Below are 16,957 nucleotides of genomic sequence, written 5' to 3'. Positions count from 1 at the left end.
CAGTAACACTTTGAAAAAGGTCGCTTAGGCGGCCTTTTTTAATGCCTGAGATATGGCGATGGAAAATGCGGTGTGGAAGTACATCCTTGTAGCGGTGCCCATCGCGCATCTCGATAATTGCTCCTGCATTATTCTACTTCCCCGCATCCATGTGGGTCCGTGCGCTCACCTCCTCATGCTGCGAAGCGGTGGTGACTCCGTGCTTCTTGCCTTACGCTCTTCGAGCCAGCATAGCTGTTCAAAAGTACTCCAGATACTTCTGTCGTACACTTTCCACCCTTGCGAAAGAGATTGCGGTATTAGCATCAGGCGATACGATGATTTGTCACGGAACACAGTTACCATTGTTGCGACTTGTGCAGTGCACCATGATTATAACCCGACATGAATTTGAATTAGGAAAGAGAGTAGTAAAGCTGATTAATTAATGATTAATATACGATCTTATAATCACTAAATACGCTTCTTTAGCCGTAATTTGAGTAGTTATATTCTCAGTATTTGACGAGAGCGTTGTTCATTTCATTAATGTTAAATGTTTAATATTCAGAGATTGTTTTTTTGGTTGATGTTTATTCAATTTTTTGTTTTTTCTGAATGTATAATGAACATTTTTATTGACAGGTTAGTGCTCGCGTGTAGAATTTGGGTAACTTTTTTAATATAAAGATAAATGGAAATGAAATACTCAATTATCCCTGCTGCTGCACTAGTAATGTTGTCTGGCTGCGCAAGCGTTATGACTTCTGATATGCAAACTATCCAGGTAACAACAAACACAGGTAAAGTTGTTGAAGTGACTGCTGATGGTAATCTAGCAAACACCCCAGGTGCCGTTCAGGTGCTGAGAGATGGTCAGGATAAAGTGATCAGAACCACTGCTGCGGGCTGTGCTTCTGAAACACCAATTAAGAAATCTGTTACGCCTGCATTTTTCGGTAACATCCTTATCGGAGGCGTGTTTGGTTCAACCACAGATTCCTCAACAGGTAAAATGTGGGACTATGCAGATAGCGTAGAAATCCAGTGTGATAACTAAGCTGTAGTTCCAATATGAAACAAATATTAAGCTGTTTTATAACAGCTTTTTTTTTATTCACGGTGCAGTCTGTTGCACATACCACAGCACCATTGGAGCGTCTTGCTAATTCAAAACAGTGGCATCTGTTACTTCATTTAGATGACAACGGTATGCCTCAGATTAAGGACCCACAGTTTGTACTTTCTGCTGAGTCTGGCCACTTCTCGGCAAAGGCTGAGTTGGATAAAACACTGGCGTTAATGAATGAAGATCTTCGCCTTGCTTATTGCCAGTTTCCTGCGCGAGTGACGCTTATATCGCAAGCCACCGGGCAGATACTTTCCCCCGATATGGCTCAACAATGCCCTGAATTACAAAAGTTTCTTGATTATGTTCCCTTTGATTCACTGACACTGGTTTTTGCATCAGAAGTGGTGACGTCTGCATCCAGTATGATGGGGCATATATTTTTTAAGGCCGAAGGCAAAAATCACAAAGGGACGGACGTGGCCCACTCTTTGGCTTATTTTACGGAAATCACCACATTCAACCCACTTAAACTACTGGTTGAGAGTACCTACACGGGAATGCCTGGGTTTTTCTCAGTGCGGCCATTTTCCAAAGATTTGGTGAAGTATCGTGATATTGAACAACGCAGCTTGTGGCAGTATAAATTAAAGGCAGACCCTAAAAAGCTATCGTTATTGCAGTTACACTTATGGGAGCTTAAAGGTAAAGAGTTAGTATACTATTTTCAATCGTATAACTGCGCTACGATGACGCTTGAACTTCTGGCTTTGCTCAATATCGATATTATCGATGAAAAAGGCAGTATTGTGTCACCTTTGGATGTTGTAAAGGCAGCTACAAAACATAAGCAAGTAGATACAATTCATGTCGATGCATCGGATTTATGGCTCGTACATGCCATGTCTGAAGAGCTACCAGCCTCCAGCCTAGCTAGAATGGATCAGTTGCTTGCCAGTGATTTGTCTGCCTTGGGACAGGTGTCATTAACGCCGCTTGAGAAAGAGTACCTGATGAGATCGCTAAAGTACCTTTCTGTCTCCGAGCGTGCACAGACTTATGTTGCGGATCTTCAGGCTGAAGTCGATCAACATCAGCTTAATTTGATGCATCATAAAATGCCAACTAAGGCTCCCCAAGATTCTTCTTTTGATCTGCGATTTGCGAGGCAAAGAAATGGCCATGATGTAATTAAACTAGGCTGGTTACCCGCTGGACATTTTTTGCAAAGTGATACTCGGCAGTATTTGTCGGAATCAGAACTACAAATGGGCTATACCGTTTTGGCTTATGATTTTGATGCGCAAAGTTTGAGCCTGGATGAGTTGACGCTCTATAAAGCGCGATCTTTAGCGGCATCTTTACCTGCATTTGGACAATTATCTTCACAAGTGTACTTTGGTTACCGGCCACAAAAAACACAACAGCTCGATGAAAAGTCGTTGCTGGAGTTCTCAGGTCTTGCTGGCAAATCATATCAGTTACACAGAGACATATTGGGTTATTGGTTACTGGGTGGCGGTTTGACATCGGATGTCAGCCATACCCGTGGCTATATCGAAGCCACTGCAGGGTTATCGGCAGATGTACTGGTAGACAGTAAATTTACGCTGGAGTTGGGGGCGATAAGCGGTGCTGTCGCCGAGTCAAGCCGCAGTCATTACTTAAATACTTCCCTGAGCTGGTTTATGACCCAGGACAGTATGTTCAATCTGTCTTTTAAACTAGAGCGAAATCGTGATTATGAAAACCATGAGTTGGGTGTGCAATTTGTTCTGCATTATTAGGTGCATGGTGACTTAATTATTGCTCAATCGTGTATCCAGTGCTTCACTTAAGCGGTGAATGGTATTTTATCAGTGGGTGCAATATGGCATTAGTTTCTTATAACCGGGTGGGGGCGTTTTGCTGGGCAGAGCTGTGCACCAGCAATTGGCAGGAGGCGAAAGCCTTTTACACGCAACTTTTTGACTGGGGGTTTGACGATCAACCAATTGGAGAGGGCACTTATTATACAATGCTGCAAAAACAGGGCGATGATATTGCGGCTATGTATCAGATGATGCCGCAGCAGAAAGAAGCGGGTGCGCAGAGCCAGTGGCTGAGCTATATCGCGGTTGAGAATGTGGATGAGATGGCTGACAGAGCCCAGGCACTGGGCGCTGAAATCATTGCCGGCCCGCATGATGTGCCTGAAGCGGGCAGAATGGTGATGTTACAGGAACCCGCAGAGGGGGCCCATTTTGCGCTTTGGCAGGCAAAAGAGCACCCGGGGTGCCACCGAGAGCTGGAAGCTAATGTGCCTTATTGGTTTGAGTTGGCGACACGGAGTAGCCAAAAAAGTAGGGCATTTTACAGTGCACTACTGGGTTGGCAGGCGCAAGATAAGCCTATGGAAGGCATGGATTATGTGTTGTTCAGCGCACGCGACACAGTTGTGGCGGGCATGTTACAGATGAGTGAAGAATGGGGAGATGAGATCCCCGCACATTGGATGGCCTACTTTGCAGTGCTGGATTGCGATGCCATGGCCGATAAAGCCCGGACTCTGGGTGGGCAAGTGTGTGTGCCGCCGACGGATATCCCTCAGGTTGGTCGATTTGCTGTGATCACTGACCCTCAGGGGGCTGTCTTTTCAATTATTCAATCTCAAATGCATGACATTGAACCTTAACTCACATATGGCTAAGGTACGACCGCCTGTTCTTTAGTCTAGTGAGATCAGCTGCCCCTGACACTGAGAAAAGGCGTTTTCCAGTCGCTCTGCATATTGCCTGAGTTGTCCGCTTTTTCTTATTGCTTTTATGTGGGCACTGAGTTTCGGTACCAGAGCCTGGTGCTTTTTATGAACATAATGATAGATGGTAAAAGTACGTGCTGAGGCCGTTTTACTATACAGTGTGGTCAATCCGGACTCACATAAGGAGCCCAAGGCATATTTATCTGTGGCTAATATCCGATTGACGCGGCCACGGCTCAGTGCCTGATAGGCTGATATGTCATTCTGGACCCGGTTACAATTGAGCTGGTGCTGCTGACAAAACCAAACTGTGATCAGATTACCGGCAATGATTGCCAGGTCTGTTTCATAAGACAGGTCACAGTACTTTGGATCTGTACAAAGCAGCATCAATTTGAGTTGACCGAGTGGTGCAGGCACAGCGATTAAATTAGCATAGCGTGCACCAACTAAGTCAACGCGTCCGGCTTCCGCATCCAGTTCACCCTCATTCACCAATTGCAGGCCCCGCTCGCTTGGCAAGAACTCAAATTCCGGTTGGATCCCCAATGGTGCATAAATGGCGCTGAACATCGCTGTGATTTGCTGCTGCCCGAGCGTATATGACAAAGCTTCGCTGATATTGACACGATAGGTATTTGCTAGCGCAGCTGGCAGCCACAACAGGGCGATCAGGATGAAATATCGTGGCAAGAGTGTACTCCCTTAACTGGCGTCCTTTAAAGGTAGCAGAACCTGGTGAGGCTGAAAGTAATCACTGCAATCTATAGAATGGCAGGTATGCTAATGTGAGCGCAGATAAATAAACGAGGAGAAAGGTATGTCAAAACATGTGGTGATCACCGGCGCTAACCGTGGTATTGGTTTGGAGTTATGCCGACATTATGTAGCAGCGGGTGATCGGGTAACGGCCTTAGTGCGTCGTACATCGGAAGAGCTTCAGTCGCTAGGCGTGACAGTCCTTGATGGCATTGACGTTAGTATTGCCGAAGATGTGCGCACACTGTCATCAGCTCTTGGAGACCAGGTTATTGACATACTGATTAATAATGCTGGCATTTTTCACAATGAAACCCTGCAACAGATGGATTTTACCACTTTGGAACAGCAGCTGATGGTCAATGCCGTCGCACCAGTGCGTGTTACGCATGCGTTGCTGCGCAATCTAACTGCGGGGGGCAAGGTGGCGATGATCACCAGCCGAATGGGCTCCATTGAGGACAATGGCTCGGGTGCTTATATAGGCTATCGTATGTCCAAAGCGGCGCTGAATGCGGCTGGGGTGAGTCTGGCGCATGAGCTAAAGCCGCATGGGATTGCTGTGGCGCTACTACACCCAGGGTTTGTGCAGACCCAAATGGTCAATTATGCGGGTGATATTTCTCCCGCGGAGGCTGCACAGCGTTTGATCCAACGCATCGATGAGTTGAAATTAGAAACCAGTGGTGGATTTTGGCATGCCAATGGTGATCGTCTGCCTTGGTAAGTGCCGGGTAGTACACCGGAAAGGGGCAAATTTGTGCTAAACTTCGGGCAGGTATTTGCATAAATGAGCTAATTTTCATGGAACTTCAAGAAAACACCCCACTAAACCTGCCTCTGTTTAAACTGGATGATAATCTGGCTGAGCGCGATATCGCGCAGCCTGACCTGACACTGGAAGTTATTCTGGATGCCAATCTACTGGCCAATCTTTGTCAGAACCCCGCCCCCGAGCAAAGTGTGAGTATTCCACTTGAAGGTTATCAAGTCAGTAATATCGAACACCAAGTGGCTGAGGTTTTGAGCCATGGCCACCAGGCGCAGTTGTTGCTTAATCACGGTCCGGTACTGAGTGCCGTATTGAGCTGTGAAAGCGAGGTTGTGTTTGTTTCTCCACCAATGGAAATGATGCCCACATTCGATTTAGGGCTTGATGACGAAGAGGATGAGTAATGCGCAGATCGGGCTGGATACTGATTGGCTTAGTTACGTTTTTAAGCGGGTGTGTGGCATTGGGTATGAATCATTACGATGATTTGTTTGGACCACAGCAGGTGCAACAGCGTATCCAACCGCAATCAGAGCCGCACGGCGCGGCTTACCTAAGTGATATTAAGCCAATTCTGGATACCCGGTGTGTGGTATGCCATGGCTGTTATGATGCGCCCTGTCAGCTTAAATTGAGCTCACCAGAAGGCATAGATCGGGGGGTAAGTAAAACCCGAGTGTATGATGGCACCCGCTTGCTGGCCGAATCTCCAACCCGCTTACTGTTTGATGCGCAGTCTACATCACAATGGCGTGAGAAGGGTTTTACCCCTATTCTCAATGAGCGCGTACAAACGGAGTATGCCAACCTCAATGGCAGTGTGCTGTATAATAGCTTACTGCTCAAACATACGCAGCCGTTTGCTCAGCAAGGGCTGTTGCCTCAACACTATGACTTTTCATTAGACAGAGCGCAGACCTGTCCGACGATGGATGAGTATCCAGACTATGCTAAAGAGCAGCCGCATGCAGGTATGCCCTATGGTTTGCCGGCACTAACGAACAGTGAATTTACACAACTCACTGAATGGATCAAGCAAGGCTCGCCGATGAGCCAGATTGCCCCACCCAATGCGAATGAGCAATTGGCGGCTGCAAAGTGGGAAAGCTTTTTAAATCAGGATGACAATAAGTCTCGCCTTGCCGCCCGTTATATTTATGAACATTGGTATCTGGCGAATGCTTATTTTGACCGCCTGGGTGGCGATGCCTTTTTTAAGTTAGTGCGCTCTAAGACGCCACCGGGTGAGCCCATTGAACTTATTGCGACGGTCAGGCCATTTGATGACCCCAAAATCGCACGGGTTTATTATCGTTTTATGCAGGTACGCAGCACTATCCTGTCTAAAACGCATATGCCGCTGGCACTGAATGACGACAAACTGGCACGCTTGCAGACGCAATTTATTCACAGTGATTATCAGGTGCCACAGTTACCGGGCTACGCCCCTAAACTGGCAGCGAACCCCTTTAAAGTGTTTGCGGCGATCCCTGTGAAGTCACGGTATCAATTTATGCTCGATGAAGCGGAACTGATCGTCAAAGGTTTTATTAAAGGCCCGGTGTGTCGTGGTCAGATAGCCCTGAACGTGATCAACGACCACTTCTGGGTGGCTTTTGTGGACCCTGAGAAAAATGCGTCGCCGGCCGTGGCGCAATTGCTTACCCGTCATGATGATGACTTGCTCCTACCAGCGGCAGAGCAGAGTAATGTTTTGCCTTTATCGAGCTGGGCGAAGTATGCCAAGCGCCAGCATGATTATTTGGAAGCCAAAACGGCCCTGTCTAATCAGGTATTTGCCGATGGCAAGCAGCTTAACCTTGACCTGATCTGGCAAGGAGAAGGACACAATCAGAATGCCGCATTGACCATATTCCGCCACTTTGACAGCGCCACCGTGGTGAAAGGGTTCATTGGGCAAGCTCCCAAAACGACCTGGGTGCTGGATTATGCTTTGTTTGAGCGGATCCATTACTTACTGGTCGCGGGCTTTGATGTGTATGGGAATATTGGTCATCAGTTGGTGACTCGGTTATATATGGATTTTTTGCGTCTTGAAGGCGAGCAGAACTTTCTGAATTTACTGCCGCTGAGTCAGCGTCAGGCGATTAAACAGCACTGGTATCGTAAATCTCATTTGAGTCTCAGTGAGTTCATTAATCGCAAGTCATTACTGGGGGCGCCGTCTGGGATCCACTATCACAGCGATGACCCACAGGCAGAATTGTATGACATGTTAAAAGCGCACCTGAAGCCGGTTCTGAATGAGGCCTACGATTACACCGCCGTTCCGGCAGCACTGCAACCACTCAATACACTGCCCGTGCGCGCGATTAATCAGCTGCCTCAGGTGTCGTTTATTTTGGCTGTTGATGGCAAAGGCGAGCATCAGCCCTACACCCTGATCCACCACAATGCGCACTTTAATATTTCGAGTTTGCTGAATGAGGAAGGTCAGCGTGCGTACGAAGAAGACACTGCGACTGTGGTACCAGGGTTTATCGGTGACTACCCGGAAGCTATCTGGCACCTGCCGAATCAGGCGCATATAGACGCTTTTGTGCAACAGCTAGGTGAGGTGCGTAGCGAGTCGGATTACCGGATGCTAAAAGCCACGTTTGGGATCCGTAGAACACACCCGCAGTTTTGGCAATACAGTGACCTATTGCACCGTGTTGCCCGTGACCTGCGGGGTGTAGAGTACGGATTGTTTGACTACAACCGATTGGAAAACAGGTAACTAACAGCGGGCTCAGGCCCGCTGATGATTATTTCAGATTACTGGCGGCACGGACTGCTGCTAGCAGTACACTTTCTTCCAGACGCACTTTGTAATTGGGGTTGGCATACTGAAACTGTACCAGACCCGCTTTATCAATGACAAAGACAGCAGGTACTGGCAGTGCCACTCGGCTTTTGCCATCCAGGTCGACAAACTGTACACCCATGCGGTCGCGATAGGCTTTTGCGGTTTTGTCATCAAGGTAATATGCCAGTCCCAGTGCCTGAGTTAAAGCCAGCTGGTTATCTGAGAGTAACCGGTAATTGGGTGAACTGATGGTACTTTTACTCAATGCTTGTGGGCTGTCCGGTGAAACCGCAACTATCTGTGCATCTAGCTCAACAATTTGCTTTTCAATTTTTTGTAGTCCAGCCAACTGACGAGAGCAATAGGGGCACCAGCCACCACGATACACCACCAAAACAGTGGTTTTGTCCTGATACAGCTTGCTCAGATCGATGGCCTTGGCATTGTTATCCTGCAGCGTTAAAGCAGGGGCTGTGAGGCCAGGAAGCAAGGGGGATACCTTCTCCGGGTGATCACTGATGTTAGTGGCTTGTGCAGCTGACAGAGAAAAAGACAGTAATTGCGAGACTGAGAGTGTTATCGCAAGAAGTATGGATCGCATGTAAAACCTCAAAAATGTATTTATGACTCCTAATAGAACGGGGCAGAGCAAAAAAGCTTTCATCATGGCATTTGCACCACTGTGTGGGTATCATAGCGCTTTGACTGAATAGTGAGAGTGAGAGCCCAAATATGTCTGCGAATAGTGCAAAGCTGGTTGTGATGCTAGAGATGCAAAACGCCATGAATACCAAAGTGCATGAGCAATGGTTCAGCCAGGGGTTTGAATGGTACCGGGCCATCTGGGTTGAGTGTGCAGAAATGTTGGACCACTACGGTTGGAAGTGGTGGAAGAAGCAAACCCCGGATACTGAGCAAGTGATCCTGGAGTTGGTCGACATCTTCCACTTTGGCCTGTCACTGCGCATTGATGGTGAAACGACTTATGAGGCACTGGCAGCACAGTTGGATAGTGAGTTGTCTCAGCCTTTGTATGCCGAAGATTTTAAGGCAACGCTGGAAGTCCTTGCTGCATCGGCTGTGGCCGACAAAACCTTCAATGCCGCCGCTTTTGCAGGGTGTATGCAGCAGATTGGTATGAGCATCGACGATCTATATCGGGGATATGTGGGTAAAAACACCCTGAATTTCTTCCGCCAGGACCATGGATATAAAGATGGTAGCTACATCAAAGAGTGGCAGGGTAAAGAAGACAATGAGCACCTGGTTGAAGTTGTGAAAAGCCTGGATACAGAACATCCAGACTTTGCTAAGCAGGTATATCAGGGCTTGCAAGCACGCTACCCAGGCTGATCAGCTGATCGGTAGTAACGTGCGGTAGTCGCAAATGGCCGGGTAGTCAGTGATGTCGTTGTGAGGTTGCTGGCTATCCGGATTCGCGATGGCCAGTAAATGCCCGATGCCATACTCTTTTGCTGCGGCCAACACCGCCAGACTGTCATCGACAAATAAGGTGCGGTCTTTATCAAACCCCAGATCAGCCTGAACCTGTTGCCATAGCTGCTGGCTTTCCTTACTCACCCCATAGCTGTGCGTTGAAATTAATTTATCCAGGTATTGGTCAAACTGGGTTCTTTCTACTTTAAGACTTAAGCTATCCGGGTGCGCATTGGTGAGTAAAATCAACTCTTTTCCGGCTGCTTTTAATGCTTGTAAAAATGCTGGTACATCCTCTCGAACAGAAATCAGATGCTGGATCTCGCGCTTGAGTTCCATAATGGGCAATTGAAGTTGTTGTTGCCAGTAATCCAGGCAATACCACTCAATCTGTCCCATGACAGCTTCATAGCGCGCGAGAATATCAGCCCGGGCTTGTTCGAGTGTCAGACCTTGCTTAACGGCATGGGCTTTTGGGATCACGTCGAGCCAAAAATGATTATCAAAATGCAGGTCGAGTAACGTGCCGTCCATATCCAGCAACACAGTATCGATCTTTGACCAATTTAACATAGGCTTTTACCTGTAAAGGCTTTATGATGAGGTTAATCGCCATGATAGCAAAATAATCTCTATGTCACAGAAAAAGCACCCAATTCCCCCTGAGATAATAGCCTCTGAGGTTGTCGCAAAAAGTAAGCTCTTTACGGTTGAGTCACTGTCGCTGTCATTTTCTAATGGTGAGCGCCGTGAGTATGAACGTGTTCGTGGCGGCGGCCGGGGTGCCGTAATGATAGTGCCCATATCAGCCGAAAATGAGCTACTATTAGTGAGAGAATACTGTGCGGGGACACATGATTATCAGCTTGGCTTTCCAAAAGGGCTGATTGATCCGGGGGAAACCCCGATTGAAGCGGGAAATCGTGAGTTAAAAGAAGAAGTTGGCTTTGGCGCTCATCAATTTTGTGATTTGAAAACCTTATCACTGGCACCCAGCTACTTTAATGCCAGAATGCATATTTTAGTGGCCCAGGATTTATATCCGGAGCAATTGGCTGGTGATGAGCCTGAACCGCTGGTGGTGGTGAAGTGGCCCATGTCGCAATGGCAAGGGTTACTGAGTCAGCCTGACTTTACAGAAGCCCGTAGTGTCGCCGCGTTGTTGTTACTGCAACAGTACCTGACAACGGAGGCTTAATGCAGTCATTTTTAGAGCCCTGTATTGCGCTTGCTGAACAGGCTGGGCAAGCGATCATGGCCATCTATCAGCAAGACGACATAGGTGCGCGGGAAAAGTCAGATCATACGCCAGTGACGGCTGCCGATTTGGCTTCGAATGAAGTACTGACCGCTGGGCTTCAAGCCCTGGCCCCAGATGTACCGATCATGTCAGAAGAGACACCCATTCCCCCGCTAGAGAATCGACAACACTGGCAACGTTACTGGCTGCTGGACCCTATGGACGGTACCGGAGAGTTCATTCTTGAAAGTGGCGATTTTGCAGTCAACATAGCGCTGATTGAGAACAATCAGCCTGTGCTTGGTGTGATCCATTGGCCGGCAAAAGACGTGACCTATTTTGCTACTCATCAGGGTGGTGCGTTTAAGCGTATTGCTGGACGCGATGAGCCGATTTCTGTTGCCCCGAAAAGCACCCTGACTCTGGCTGTGAGCCGCAGGCAAAAAATTGAGGCTGTAAGTCAGTATTTAAACAGCCAGTTTGATACGGTGGCACTGGGGTCTTGTTCGCTTAAGGCGTGCATCGTGGCTGAAGGAAAGGCTGACTGCTTTTTACGGGTTGGGCCGACCGGTGAATGGGACACGGGGGCATCACAGGTGATTGTTGAAGAAGCTGGAGGCTGTATCACGGATGCTGAATTTAACCCGCTGACATACAATCAAAGAGAAAGTACAGAAAATCCCGATTTCATTGTGATGGGTCATCCCGACTGGCAGTTTCAGAAGCTGATTAATCCGCATCAGAGAGAGCAATAGCCTGGCGGCCGTTTTGGCCGCTAAGACAATAAATGTCATATTTGGGCGTTAAACTAGGGTGGTTTGACTGCTTTTTGAGCGGTTGGTGCCCTTTTCTCGATTAATACCTTGCAATATTAAATCAATTCTATATTATAGCGACCTCTTAAAGAGTTAGGGCAAATTAAGCCTCATAAAGAACTGTTTAAGTACTTCTCTCAACAGAAGTAAAACGTTGAAAATACAGGCGCGGGATGGAGCAGCCTGGTAGCTCGTCGGGCTCATAACCCGAAGGTCGTCGGTTCAAATCCGGCTCCCGCAACCACTTTTATAGTGGTAACGTCGAAGTTCGTCGGTTCGCTCTTCATAAGTCAAGGGCTCCCGCAACCACTTCCTGAGTGGTTAAATCGAATATTCGATTTTCCCTTCTCTCAGTAGAAGTAAAAAACTGAACATACAGGCGCGGGATGGAGCAGCCTGGTAGCTCGTCGGGCTCATAACCCGAAGGTCGTCGGTTCAAATCCGGCTCCCGCAACCACTTTCTGAGTGGTAACGCCGAAGGTCGTCGGTTCGCTCTTCATAAATCAAGGGCTCCCGCAACCACTTCTTGAGTGGTTAAATCGAATATTCGATTGTCTCTTCTCTCAACAGAAGTAAAACGTTGAACATACAGGCGCGGGATGGAGCAGCCTGGTAGCTCGTCGGGCTCATAACCCGAAGGTCGTCGGTTCAAATCCGGCTCCCGCAACCACTTTCTGAGTGGTAACGACGAAGGTCTTCGGTTCGCTCTTCATAAGTCAAGGGCTCCCGCAACCACTTTCTGAGTGGTAACGCCGAAGGTCGTCGGTTCGCTCTTCATAAGTCAAGGTGTAGTGGTCAACTAATCCCGGACAGTAAATAAAGTTTTTCTTCCGCAACTGCTGGCGCAAGCATTTCGTTGTTGCTATGCGGCCTTTGCCAGTTGTAGTAGTTCATTAAATAGTAACTCATATCTCTTTCAGCTTCTTTGAAGGAATCATAGCCTGTTGACGGAACCCACTCTGTTTTTAAACTCCTAAATAGCCTTTCCATTGGTGCGTTGTCCCAACAATTCCCCCTGCGACTCATGCTTTGAGTCATACGATAGCGCCATAATTTTTGCCTGAACTTTGTGGCAACATACTGACAGCCCTGATCAGAATGGAACAACACGCCCGATGGCCGACCTCGTTGTTCATAGGCTCTGTCTAACGCTTTGACGGCTAAGTTGGCATCTGGTTGATGAGACATAGCCCAGCCCACTACACTGCGTGTGCATAAATCCAATACTACAGCCAGATAGGCCCACTTTCTTCCGGTCCAGATATAGGTAATGTCACCGCACCACACTTGATTTGGCGAACTAACATCAAATTCCCTGTTTAGACGATTAGGTATATCCAGCCGTTCAACGGTTGCTTTTTTATAGCTATGTGAACCTGGCTGCTTGCATATGAGCTGCATATCCTTCATAACGCGCCTGATTTTGAAAAGGCCTGCTTTTATTCCTGAGTCAGCCAGCATCGCCATGATTGTTCGACTTCCCGCTGAGTTCCGGCTTAATGTGAATAACTCGTTTATCCTAGCTCGTAACGCAAGTTCATCGGTATTGTTAGACTTCACTCGATGTTTATAGTCGTAATAACTCGAACGTGGAACATCAAAGGTTTCGCAGACCAATTCAACAGGCTCAAGCTCACTTAACTGGTCTACTATCGAGTATTGTTCATCTCGTCTGACATCAAGAGAGCTGTAGCCTTTTTTAGTATGGACTTTTCACGTTCCAAGCGATCAATTCGTGCTTCAAGTTCTTGAATTTTCTGCTGCTCAGGCGTTAGAGCCTTGGACTGGGGTGTTTCACCACCACGCTCTTGCTTCAGCTGCTGGATCCAGCGCCTCAAAGCCGTTTCACCAATATCCAGAGATCGGCATGCTTCGGGCACTGAATATCCTTTATCGAGTACCAAGGCGGCGGCTTCCACCTTAAATTCCTGTGTAAAAGTACGACGTTTTCTGGTCATAAACACCTCTCATTGAGTGGTAATAATACCACCTAAAATAGTGTCCGGTTTTATTGAATCACAACAAGGGCTCCCGCAACCACTTTCTGAGTGGTAACGCCGAAGGTCGTCGGTTCGCTCTTCATAAGTCAAGGGCTCCCGCAACCACTTTCTGAGTGGTAACGCCGAAGGTCGTCGGTTCGCTCTTCATAAATCAAGGGCTCCCGAAATCACTTCTTAAGTGGTCTTCACCGAAGGAAGTCGGTTCACTCTTCATAGTTCAAAATCTCCTGTAAGTACTTTCAAGTGGCAACACCGAAGGTAGTTGGTTCATTCTTCATAATTAAAAATCTCCGGTAAGCACTTTAAAGTGGCAACACCGAAAGGTCGTCGGTTCGCTCTTCATAAGTCAAGGGCTCCCGCAATCACTTCTTAAGTGGTCTTCACCGAAGGAAGTCGGTTCACTCTTCTTATTTTTCTGTAACTTTATATCTAAGCCCTCTCGTTACTACCCGTTTAATATTCTATTTAATCTTATTCTCTTCCGTTTTATCTCATTACTCTGACTATCAATGCGCTTACTCAGTTTTATTACTGTCATGTCAGTGTTTCTCTGTCTGGTTTCATCAGGCTGTTTATTCGCCAATGATGATTGTTCGTATGTAGCTTTGATCTGAGTTGGGGCAGTGCAAAAAGGCCGTTGATATAGGGAGCGAAATCGAGCTTAGCAGGAAGAAGGAGAAGTGGCAGGGCCACTTCTCACTGCAGGTTAAAACTGTTTTGCGTACTCTTCTGCATGACGCCATACACGCAGGGTATTGCCACCCAGTATTTTCTTGATCTGTCCTTCGGTGTAGTTACGGTCCAACAGACCCTGTACCAGGTTAGGGTAAGTAGAGACGTCTTTTAATCCGATAGGCAATGAATCACCAACACCGTCATAATCGGAGCCAATCCCCACATGGTCGATACCAATGAGTTCTACGACATGATCAATGTGGTCGAGTACTTGCTCCAAAGTGGCGTACGGGAATGGGTTTTTCGCACGGTATGCTGCTCTGAAATCGGTTTTGCTTTTGCCCTGACTGGTTGCTTGCGCTTCTGCTTCATTGCGTTGGTCGTACCAACTGCGGGAGCTGGCTGTAACAAAGCTTGAACCAAAGTTAATTTGAATGACTCCGCCATTCTTTTTCAGGGCTTTGAGCATATCGTCATCCATATTACGCTCAAATCCAGGAGTGTATTTGCGCAACGAGGAATGTGATGCAATCACGGGTACTTTAGACAGTTCCATCACTTGATAGAAGGCGGCATCTGAAATATGCGAGACATCGATCAGCATACCAATCTTATTCATTTCCACGACAAGCTTTTTACCAAATGGGCTCAGGCCTTTCCACTTACGGCGAATGTCGTACGACGAGTCAGAAATATGGTTGCTTTGTGAGTGTGCCAGAGTGATATAGCGTACACCTCTATCAAAGAAATGCTTCAGGTTATTTATATCACCTTCAATGGGGGAGCCGTTCTCCATGCCCATTGCAACCGAGATTTTCTTTTCACGAAAATGACGAAGGATATCTTTGGTATTGTAGGCCATGGCAAATTTATCTGGTGCGCGTTGCGCCAGCGCTTCCATGCCATCTATTAGCTGGTTTGCCAGTTGGTAGCTTTTACCTTTGCCTTCAAACTCCAGGTTCGCAGGAATATATATCGACATAAAGGGGGCGTTCAGACCACCCTGCACCGCACGGGGATAATCAAAGTCGCCGCCTTTCGTGGCCTTAGTGACATCTTCCCAGTGCTCCTTGATACGATAAGGAACGTCGATGTGTGTGTCTATCAGGAGGTTCTGCTGAGCGATGCGGTGGGCGCGCTCAGATACCTTAATGTCGCTGGCGTAGGCATTCGACAAGCTTAAAGCCAGGGCGCAGAGTGTAGCGGGTAACTTCATGGATTGACCTTGTTATTCTTTGTAGTGTGTGTCGATTGTAGCAAGTTGGCGTTGATCTACAATCCATTCTGTCGGTTTGCCCGTGGGACTGACCGAAATTAGTCGTAGGTGTAATCCTCGGTCTGCATCGCCTGGAATTGGGCTTTCGAAACAATATTGACAGACTCATGCAATTCAGAATAAACCAGTAATGCTTCTCCTGACTTAAGCTGAGCATGAACCTGCTCGACTTTACGTTCCGTACTGATTTCACTGTCACCATAGTCGGTGCCTTCTCGCAGCACATAATGCTCAATTAGATTGCTTAGCGTGGCTGGATCCAGTTGCTGATATGGAATGATCATAACTTCTTTAAACTCGATGATTTAGTAGTGAATGCAAATAAGCGGGGACAATTTGCTCAAGCCAGAAAACAGGCCTGAGTGGGTTGCGACCGGCAATAAAGCCGACATGGCCCCCTTGCGGCGATACTGCCAGCGTAACCTGATCGCTGATCTGAGCCTGAGTTGGGATCGCACGGGTCGACAGCATGGGATCATCGGCTGCATGGATCAGCAAGGTCGGCGTGGTTATTTGCTTCAGATAGGGTTGCGCACTGGCTTTGGCATAGTAATCTTCTGCACCTTTAAAGCCATGTAATGGCGCAGTGATCCGCTCATCAAACTGCCACAGATCACGGATCTGCTGAATCTCATCACGGCCGATCTGAAGTGCATCTTCTATTTGTTCAAACTTGCGCGAAAAAGAGCGCTTCATGCGATCAAGCAAGTATTTTTGATACAGTTTAAAACAGCTCTTGCGGATCACCTGGCAGGAGGAAGACAAGTGGTAGGGTGCAGAGATCACCGCAGCCCCATCCAGCTGGCTGTCATGACCTTGTTCTCCAAGGTATTTGGCCAGCACATTACCGCCCAGCGAGAATCCCACTGCGTACAAGGGACGATCAACAAAGCGTTGCTTCAAGGTTTGCAGTAAAAATGCCAGGTCGCCGGTTTCACCGCTGTGGTAGGCCCGGGCCTGACGGTTCACCTGACGTGAGCAGTTACGAAAGTGCATCAGTACGGCGTCCAACCCAGCAGTGGTCAGTGCCCGAAGCAGCCCTTTGGCATAAAAGCTATTGATGTTACCTTCAAGTCCGTGCAGTACGACAACCAGCGGAGCTTGTTGATTACCATTATTCGCCCAGGCCAGCTCTAGAAAGTCATCGTCGGGTGTCTCGAGGTGCTCGTAGCGTACATTGGCTTTCAGGTTTGGCCTGAACAGACGGGGCAAAATGGTTTGCAGGTGACGGTTACGCATCCACCAGGCGGGTTGAAAGGTTAACTCTGACGGCTCTAACATGTGGTTTGTATTTCCTGTAAATACCTCTGCGACGGTGAGACTCATGTATGCACCCAGAAGAGCAATCGCATCGTGTGACGCCAATCAAAAAGCGGGGATGATGAG

General features: G+C 47.7%; 16 protein-coding genes and 3 tRNA genes. 12 read left to right on the top strand and 7 right to left on the bottom strand.

The features are described from left to right. Positions 1-679: 679 nt before the first annotated feature. The 3 genes from CWC22_RS18765 to CWC22_RS18755 all read left to right on the top strand — a co-directional run bounded on the left by CWC22_RS18765 (position 680) and on the right by CWC22_RS18755 (position 3,722). On the top strand, positions 680-1,039 hold the full coding sequence (locus CWC22_RS18765; protein WP_125564777.1) for an adenosine deaminase: 360 nt from the start codon (positions 680-682) through the stop codon (positions 1,037-1,039). A 14-nt stretch (positions 1,040-1,053) separates the two neighbouring features. Further along, positions 1,054-2,835, top strand: coding sequence for a DUF4105 domain-containing protein (locus CWC22_RS18760; RefSeq protein WP_138539816.1), 1,782 nt, complete (start codon positions 1,054-1,056; stop codon positions 2,833-2,835). A gap of 83 nt (positions 2,836-2,918) precedes the next feature. Further along, entirely contained in the window at positions 2,919-3,722 is an 804-nt protein-coding gene (locus CWC22_RS18755) for a VOC family protein (protein WP_138539815.1), read from the top strand. 33 nt (positions 3,723-3,755) lie between these two features. Here CWC22_RS18755 and CWC22_RS18750 read toward each other — a convergent pair whose 3' ends face one another. After that, complete coding sequence (locus CWC22_RS18750; protein ID WP_125564772.1) at positions 3,756-4,481, bottom strand: transporter substrate-binding domain-containing protein; 726 nt, start codon at positions 4,479-4,481, stop codon at positions 3,756-3,758. A 127-nt stretch (positions 4,482-4,608) separates the two neighbouring features. Between CWC22_RS18750 and CWC22_RS18745 the strand changes: the two genes are divergently transcribed. The 3 genes from CWC22_RS18745 (at position 4,609) to CWC22_RS18735 (ending at position 8,059) form a co-directional block, all read left to right on the top strand. Next, positions 4,609-5,274 carry an SDR family oxidoreductase gene (locus tag CWC22_RS18745; protein ID WP_138539814.1) on the top strand — a complete coding sequence of 222 codons (666 nt, stop codon included), beginning with the start codon at positions 4,609-4,611 and terminating at the stop codon, positions 5,272-5,274. A gap of 77 nt (positions 5,275-5,351) precedes the next feature. Continuing rightward, the gene (locus CWC22_RS18740; protein WP_125564768.1) at positions 5,352-5,723 is read left to right on the top strand and encodes a hypothetical protein; all 372 of its coding nucleotides are present in this window, start codon (positions 5,352-5,354) and stop codon (positions 5,721-5,723) included. Then, on the top strand, positions 5,723-8,059 hold the full coding sequence (locus CWC22_RS18735) for a fatty acid cis/trans isomerase (RefSeq protein ID WP_138539813.1): 2,337 nt from the start codon (positions 5,723-5,725) through the stop codon (positions 8,057-8,059). The genes CWC22_RS18740 and CWC22_RS18735 overlap by 1 nt, the downstream gene beginning before the upstream one ends. A gap of 28 nt (positions 8,060-8,087) precedes the next feature. Here the strand turns inward: CWC22_RS18735 and CWC22_RS18730 are convergent, their stop codons facing one another. Beyond that, positions 8,088-8,729: a peroxiredoxin-like family protein gene (locus tag CWC22_RS18730; protein WP_125564764.1), complete on the bottom strand. Its 642-nt coding sequence runs from the start codon at positions 8,727-8,729 to the stop codon at positions 8,088-8,090. Between the two features lie 131 nt (positions 8,730-8,860). Between CWC22_RS18730 and CWC22_RS18725 the strand changes: the two genes are divergently transcribed. Beyond that, entirely contained in the window at positions 8,861-9,481 is a 621-nt protein-coding gene (locus tag CWC22_RS18725) for a dUTP diphosphatase (protein WP_125564762.1), read from the top strand. Here CWC22_RS18725 and yrfG read toward each other — a convergent pair whose 3' ends face one another. Then, entirely contained in the window at positions 9,482-10,138 is a 657-nt protein-coding gene (gene yrfG / locus CWC22_RS18720; protein ID WP_138539812.1) for a GMP/IMP nucleotidase, read from the bottom strand. 61 nt (positions 10,139-10,199) lie between these two features. On the opposite strand from yrfG, the gene nudE reads away from it, so the two are divergent. The 5 genes from nudE (at position 10,200) to CWC22_RS18695 (ending at position 12,290) form a co-directional block, all read left to right on the top strand. Continuing rightward, positions 10,200-10,763, top strand: coding sequence for an ADP compounds hydrolase NudE (nudE, locus tag CWC22_RS18715; RefSeq protein ID WP_125564758.1), 564 nt, complete (start codon positions 10,200-10,202; stop codon positions 10,761-10,763). Further along, entirely contained in the window at positions 10,763-11,560 is a 798-nt protein-coding gene (gene cysQ / locus CWC22_RS18710) for a 3'(2'),5'-bisphosphate nucleotidase CysQ (protein ID WP_125564756.1), read from the top strand. Before nudE ends, cysQ begins: the two co-directional genes overlap by 1 nt. Before the next feature lie 227 nt (positions 11,561-11,787). Beyond that, a tRNA-Met gene (locus CWC22_RS18705) sits at positions 11,788-11,864 on the top strand. Positions 11,865-12,000: 136 nt separating this feature from the next. Next, positions 12,001-12,077: transfer RNA gene (locus CWC22_RS18700), tRNA-Met, on the top strand. A 136-nt stretch (positions 12,078-12,213) separates the two neighbouring features. Further along, positions 12,214-12,290, top strand: a tRNA-Met gene (locus CWC22_RS18695). Between the two features lie 125 nt (positions 12,291-12,415). Here CWC22_RS18695 and CWC22_RS18690 read toward each other — a convergent pair. From CWC22_RS18690 to CWC22_RS18675, 4 genes are all read right to left on the bottom strand, one after another. Further along, positions 12,416-13,578 (bottom strand): IS3 family transposase gene (locus CWC22_RS18690; RefSeq protein ID WP_195879832.1). Its coding sequence is split into 2 segments (ribosomal slippage): positions 12,416-13,323 and positions 13,323-13,578, totalling 1,164 coding nucleotides; the frame shifts between segments, so codons are not numbered across the junction. A gap of 748 nt (positions 13,579-14,326) precedes the next feature. Then, positions 14,327-15,511 (bottom strand): dipeptidase, encoded by a 1,185-nt coding sequence (locus tag CWC22_RS18685; RefSeq protein ID WP_138539771.1) that lies wholly within the window; start codon positions 15,509-15,511, stop codon positions 14,327-14,329. A 98-nt stretch (positions 15,512-15,609) separates the two neighbouring features. Then, positions 15,610-15,855 carry a YheU family protein gene (locus CWC22_RS18680; RefSeq protein WP_125564309.1) on the bottom strand — a complete coding sequence of 82 codons (246 nt, stop codon included), beginning with the start codon at positions 15,853-15,855 and terminating at the stop codon, positions 15,610-15,612. A gap of 7 nt (positions 15,856-15,862) precedes the next feature. Then, a complete protein-coding gene (locus CWC22_RS18675; protein ID WP_138539775.1) occupies positions 15,863-16,852 on the bottom strand; it encodes a hydrolase in 990 nt (329 codons plus the stop codon). Positions 16,853-16,957 lie beyond the last annotated feature (105 nt).

Origin of the sequence: Pseudoalteromonas rubra (assembly GCF_005886805.2) — a bacterium.
GTDB classification, from domain to species: Bacteria; Pseudomonadota; Gammaproteobacteria; order Enterobacterales; family Alteromonadaceae; genus Pseudoalteromonas; species Pseudoalteromonas rubra_D.
This window is presented reverse-complemented; position numbering and strand designations above follow the sequence as displayed.

Coding starts and splice junctions, on each gene's coding strand:
- CWC22_RS18765 (WP_125564777.1), top strand. CDS start 680: ATGAAATACTCAATTATCCCTGCTGCTGCACTAGTAATGTTGTCTGGC.
- CWC22_RS18760 (WP_138539816.1), top strand. CDS start 1,054: ATGAAACAAATATTAAGCTGTTTTATAACAGCTTTTTTTTTATTCACG.
- CWC22_RS18755 (WP_138539815.1), top strand. CDS start 2,919: ATGGCATTAGTTTCTTATAACCGGGTGGGGGCGTTTTGCTGGGCAGAG.
- CWC22_RS18745 (WP_138539814.1), top strand. CDS start 4,609: ATGTCAAAACATGTGGTGATCACCGGCGCTAACCGTGGTATTGGTTTG.
- CWC22_RS18740 (WP_125564768.1), top strand. CDS start 5,352: ATGGAACTTCAAGAAAACACCCCACTAAACCTGCCTCTGTTTAAACTG.
- CWC22_RS18735 (WP_138539813.1), top strand. CDS start 5,723: ATGCGCAGATCGGGCTGGATACTGATTGGCTTAGTTACGTTTTTAAGC.
- CWC22_RS18730 (WP_125564764.1), bottom strand. CDS start 8,729: ATGCGATCCATACTTCTTGCGATAACACTCTCAGTCTCGCAATTACTG.
- CWC22_RS18725 (WP_125564762.1), top strand. CDS start 8,861: ATGTCTGCGAATAGTGCAAAGCTGGTTGTGATGCTAGAGATGCAAAAC.
- yrfG (WP_138539812.1), bottom strand. CDS start 10,138: ATGTTAAATTGGTCAAAGATCGATACTGTGTTGCTGGATATGGACGGC.
- nudE (WP_125564758.1), top strand. CDS start 10,200: ATGTCACAGAAAAAGCACCCAATTCCCCCTGAGATAATAGCCTCTGAG.
- cysQ (WP_125564756.1), top strand. CDS start 10,763: ATGCAGTCATTTTTAGAGCCCTGTATTGCGCTTGCTGAACAGGCTGGG.
- CWC22_RS18685 (WP_138539771.1), bottom strand. CDS start 15,511: ATGAAGTTACCCGCTACACTCTGCGCCCTGGCTTTAAGCTTGTCGAAT.
- CWC22_RS18680 (WP_125564309.1), bottom strand. CDS start 15,855: ATGATCATTCCATATCAGCAACTGGATCCAGCCACGCTAAGCAATCTA.
- CWC22_RS18675 (WP_138539775.1), bottom strand. CDS start 16,852: ATGTTAGAGCCGTCAGAGTTAACCTTTCAACCCGCCTGGTGGATGCGT.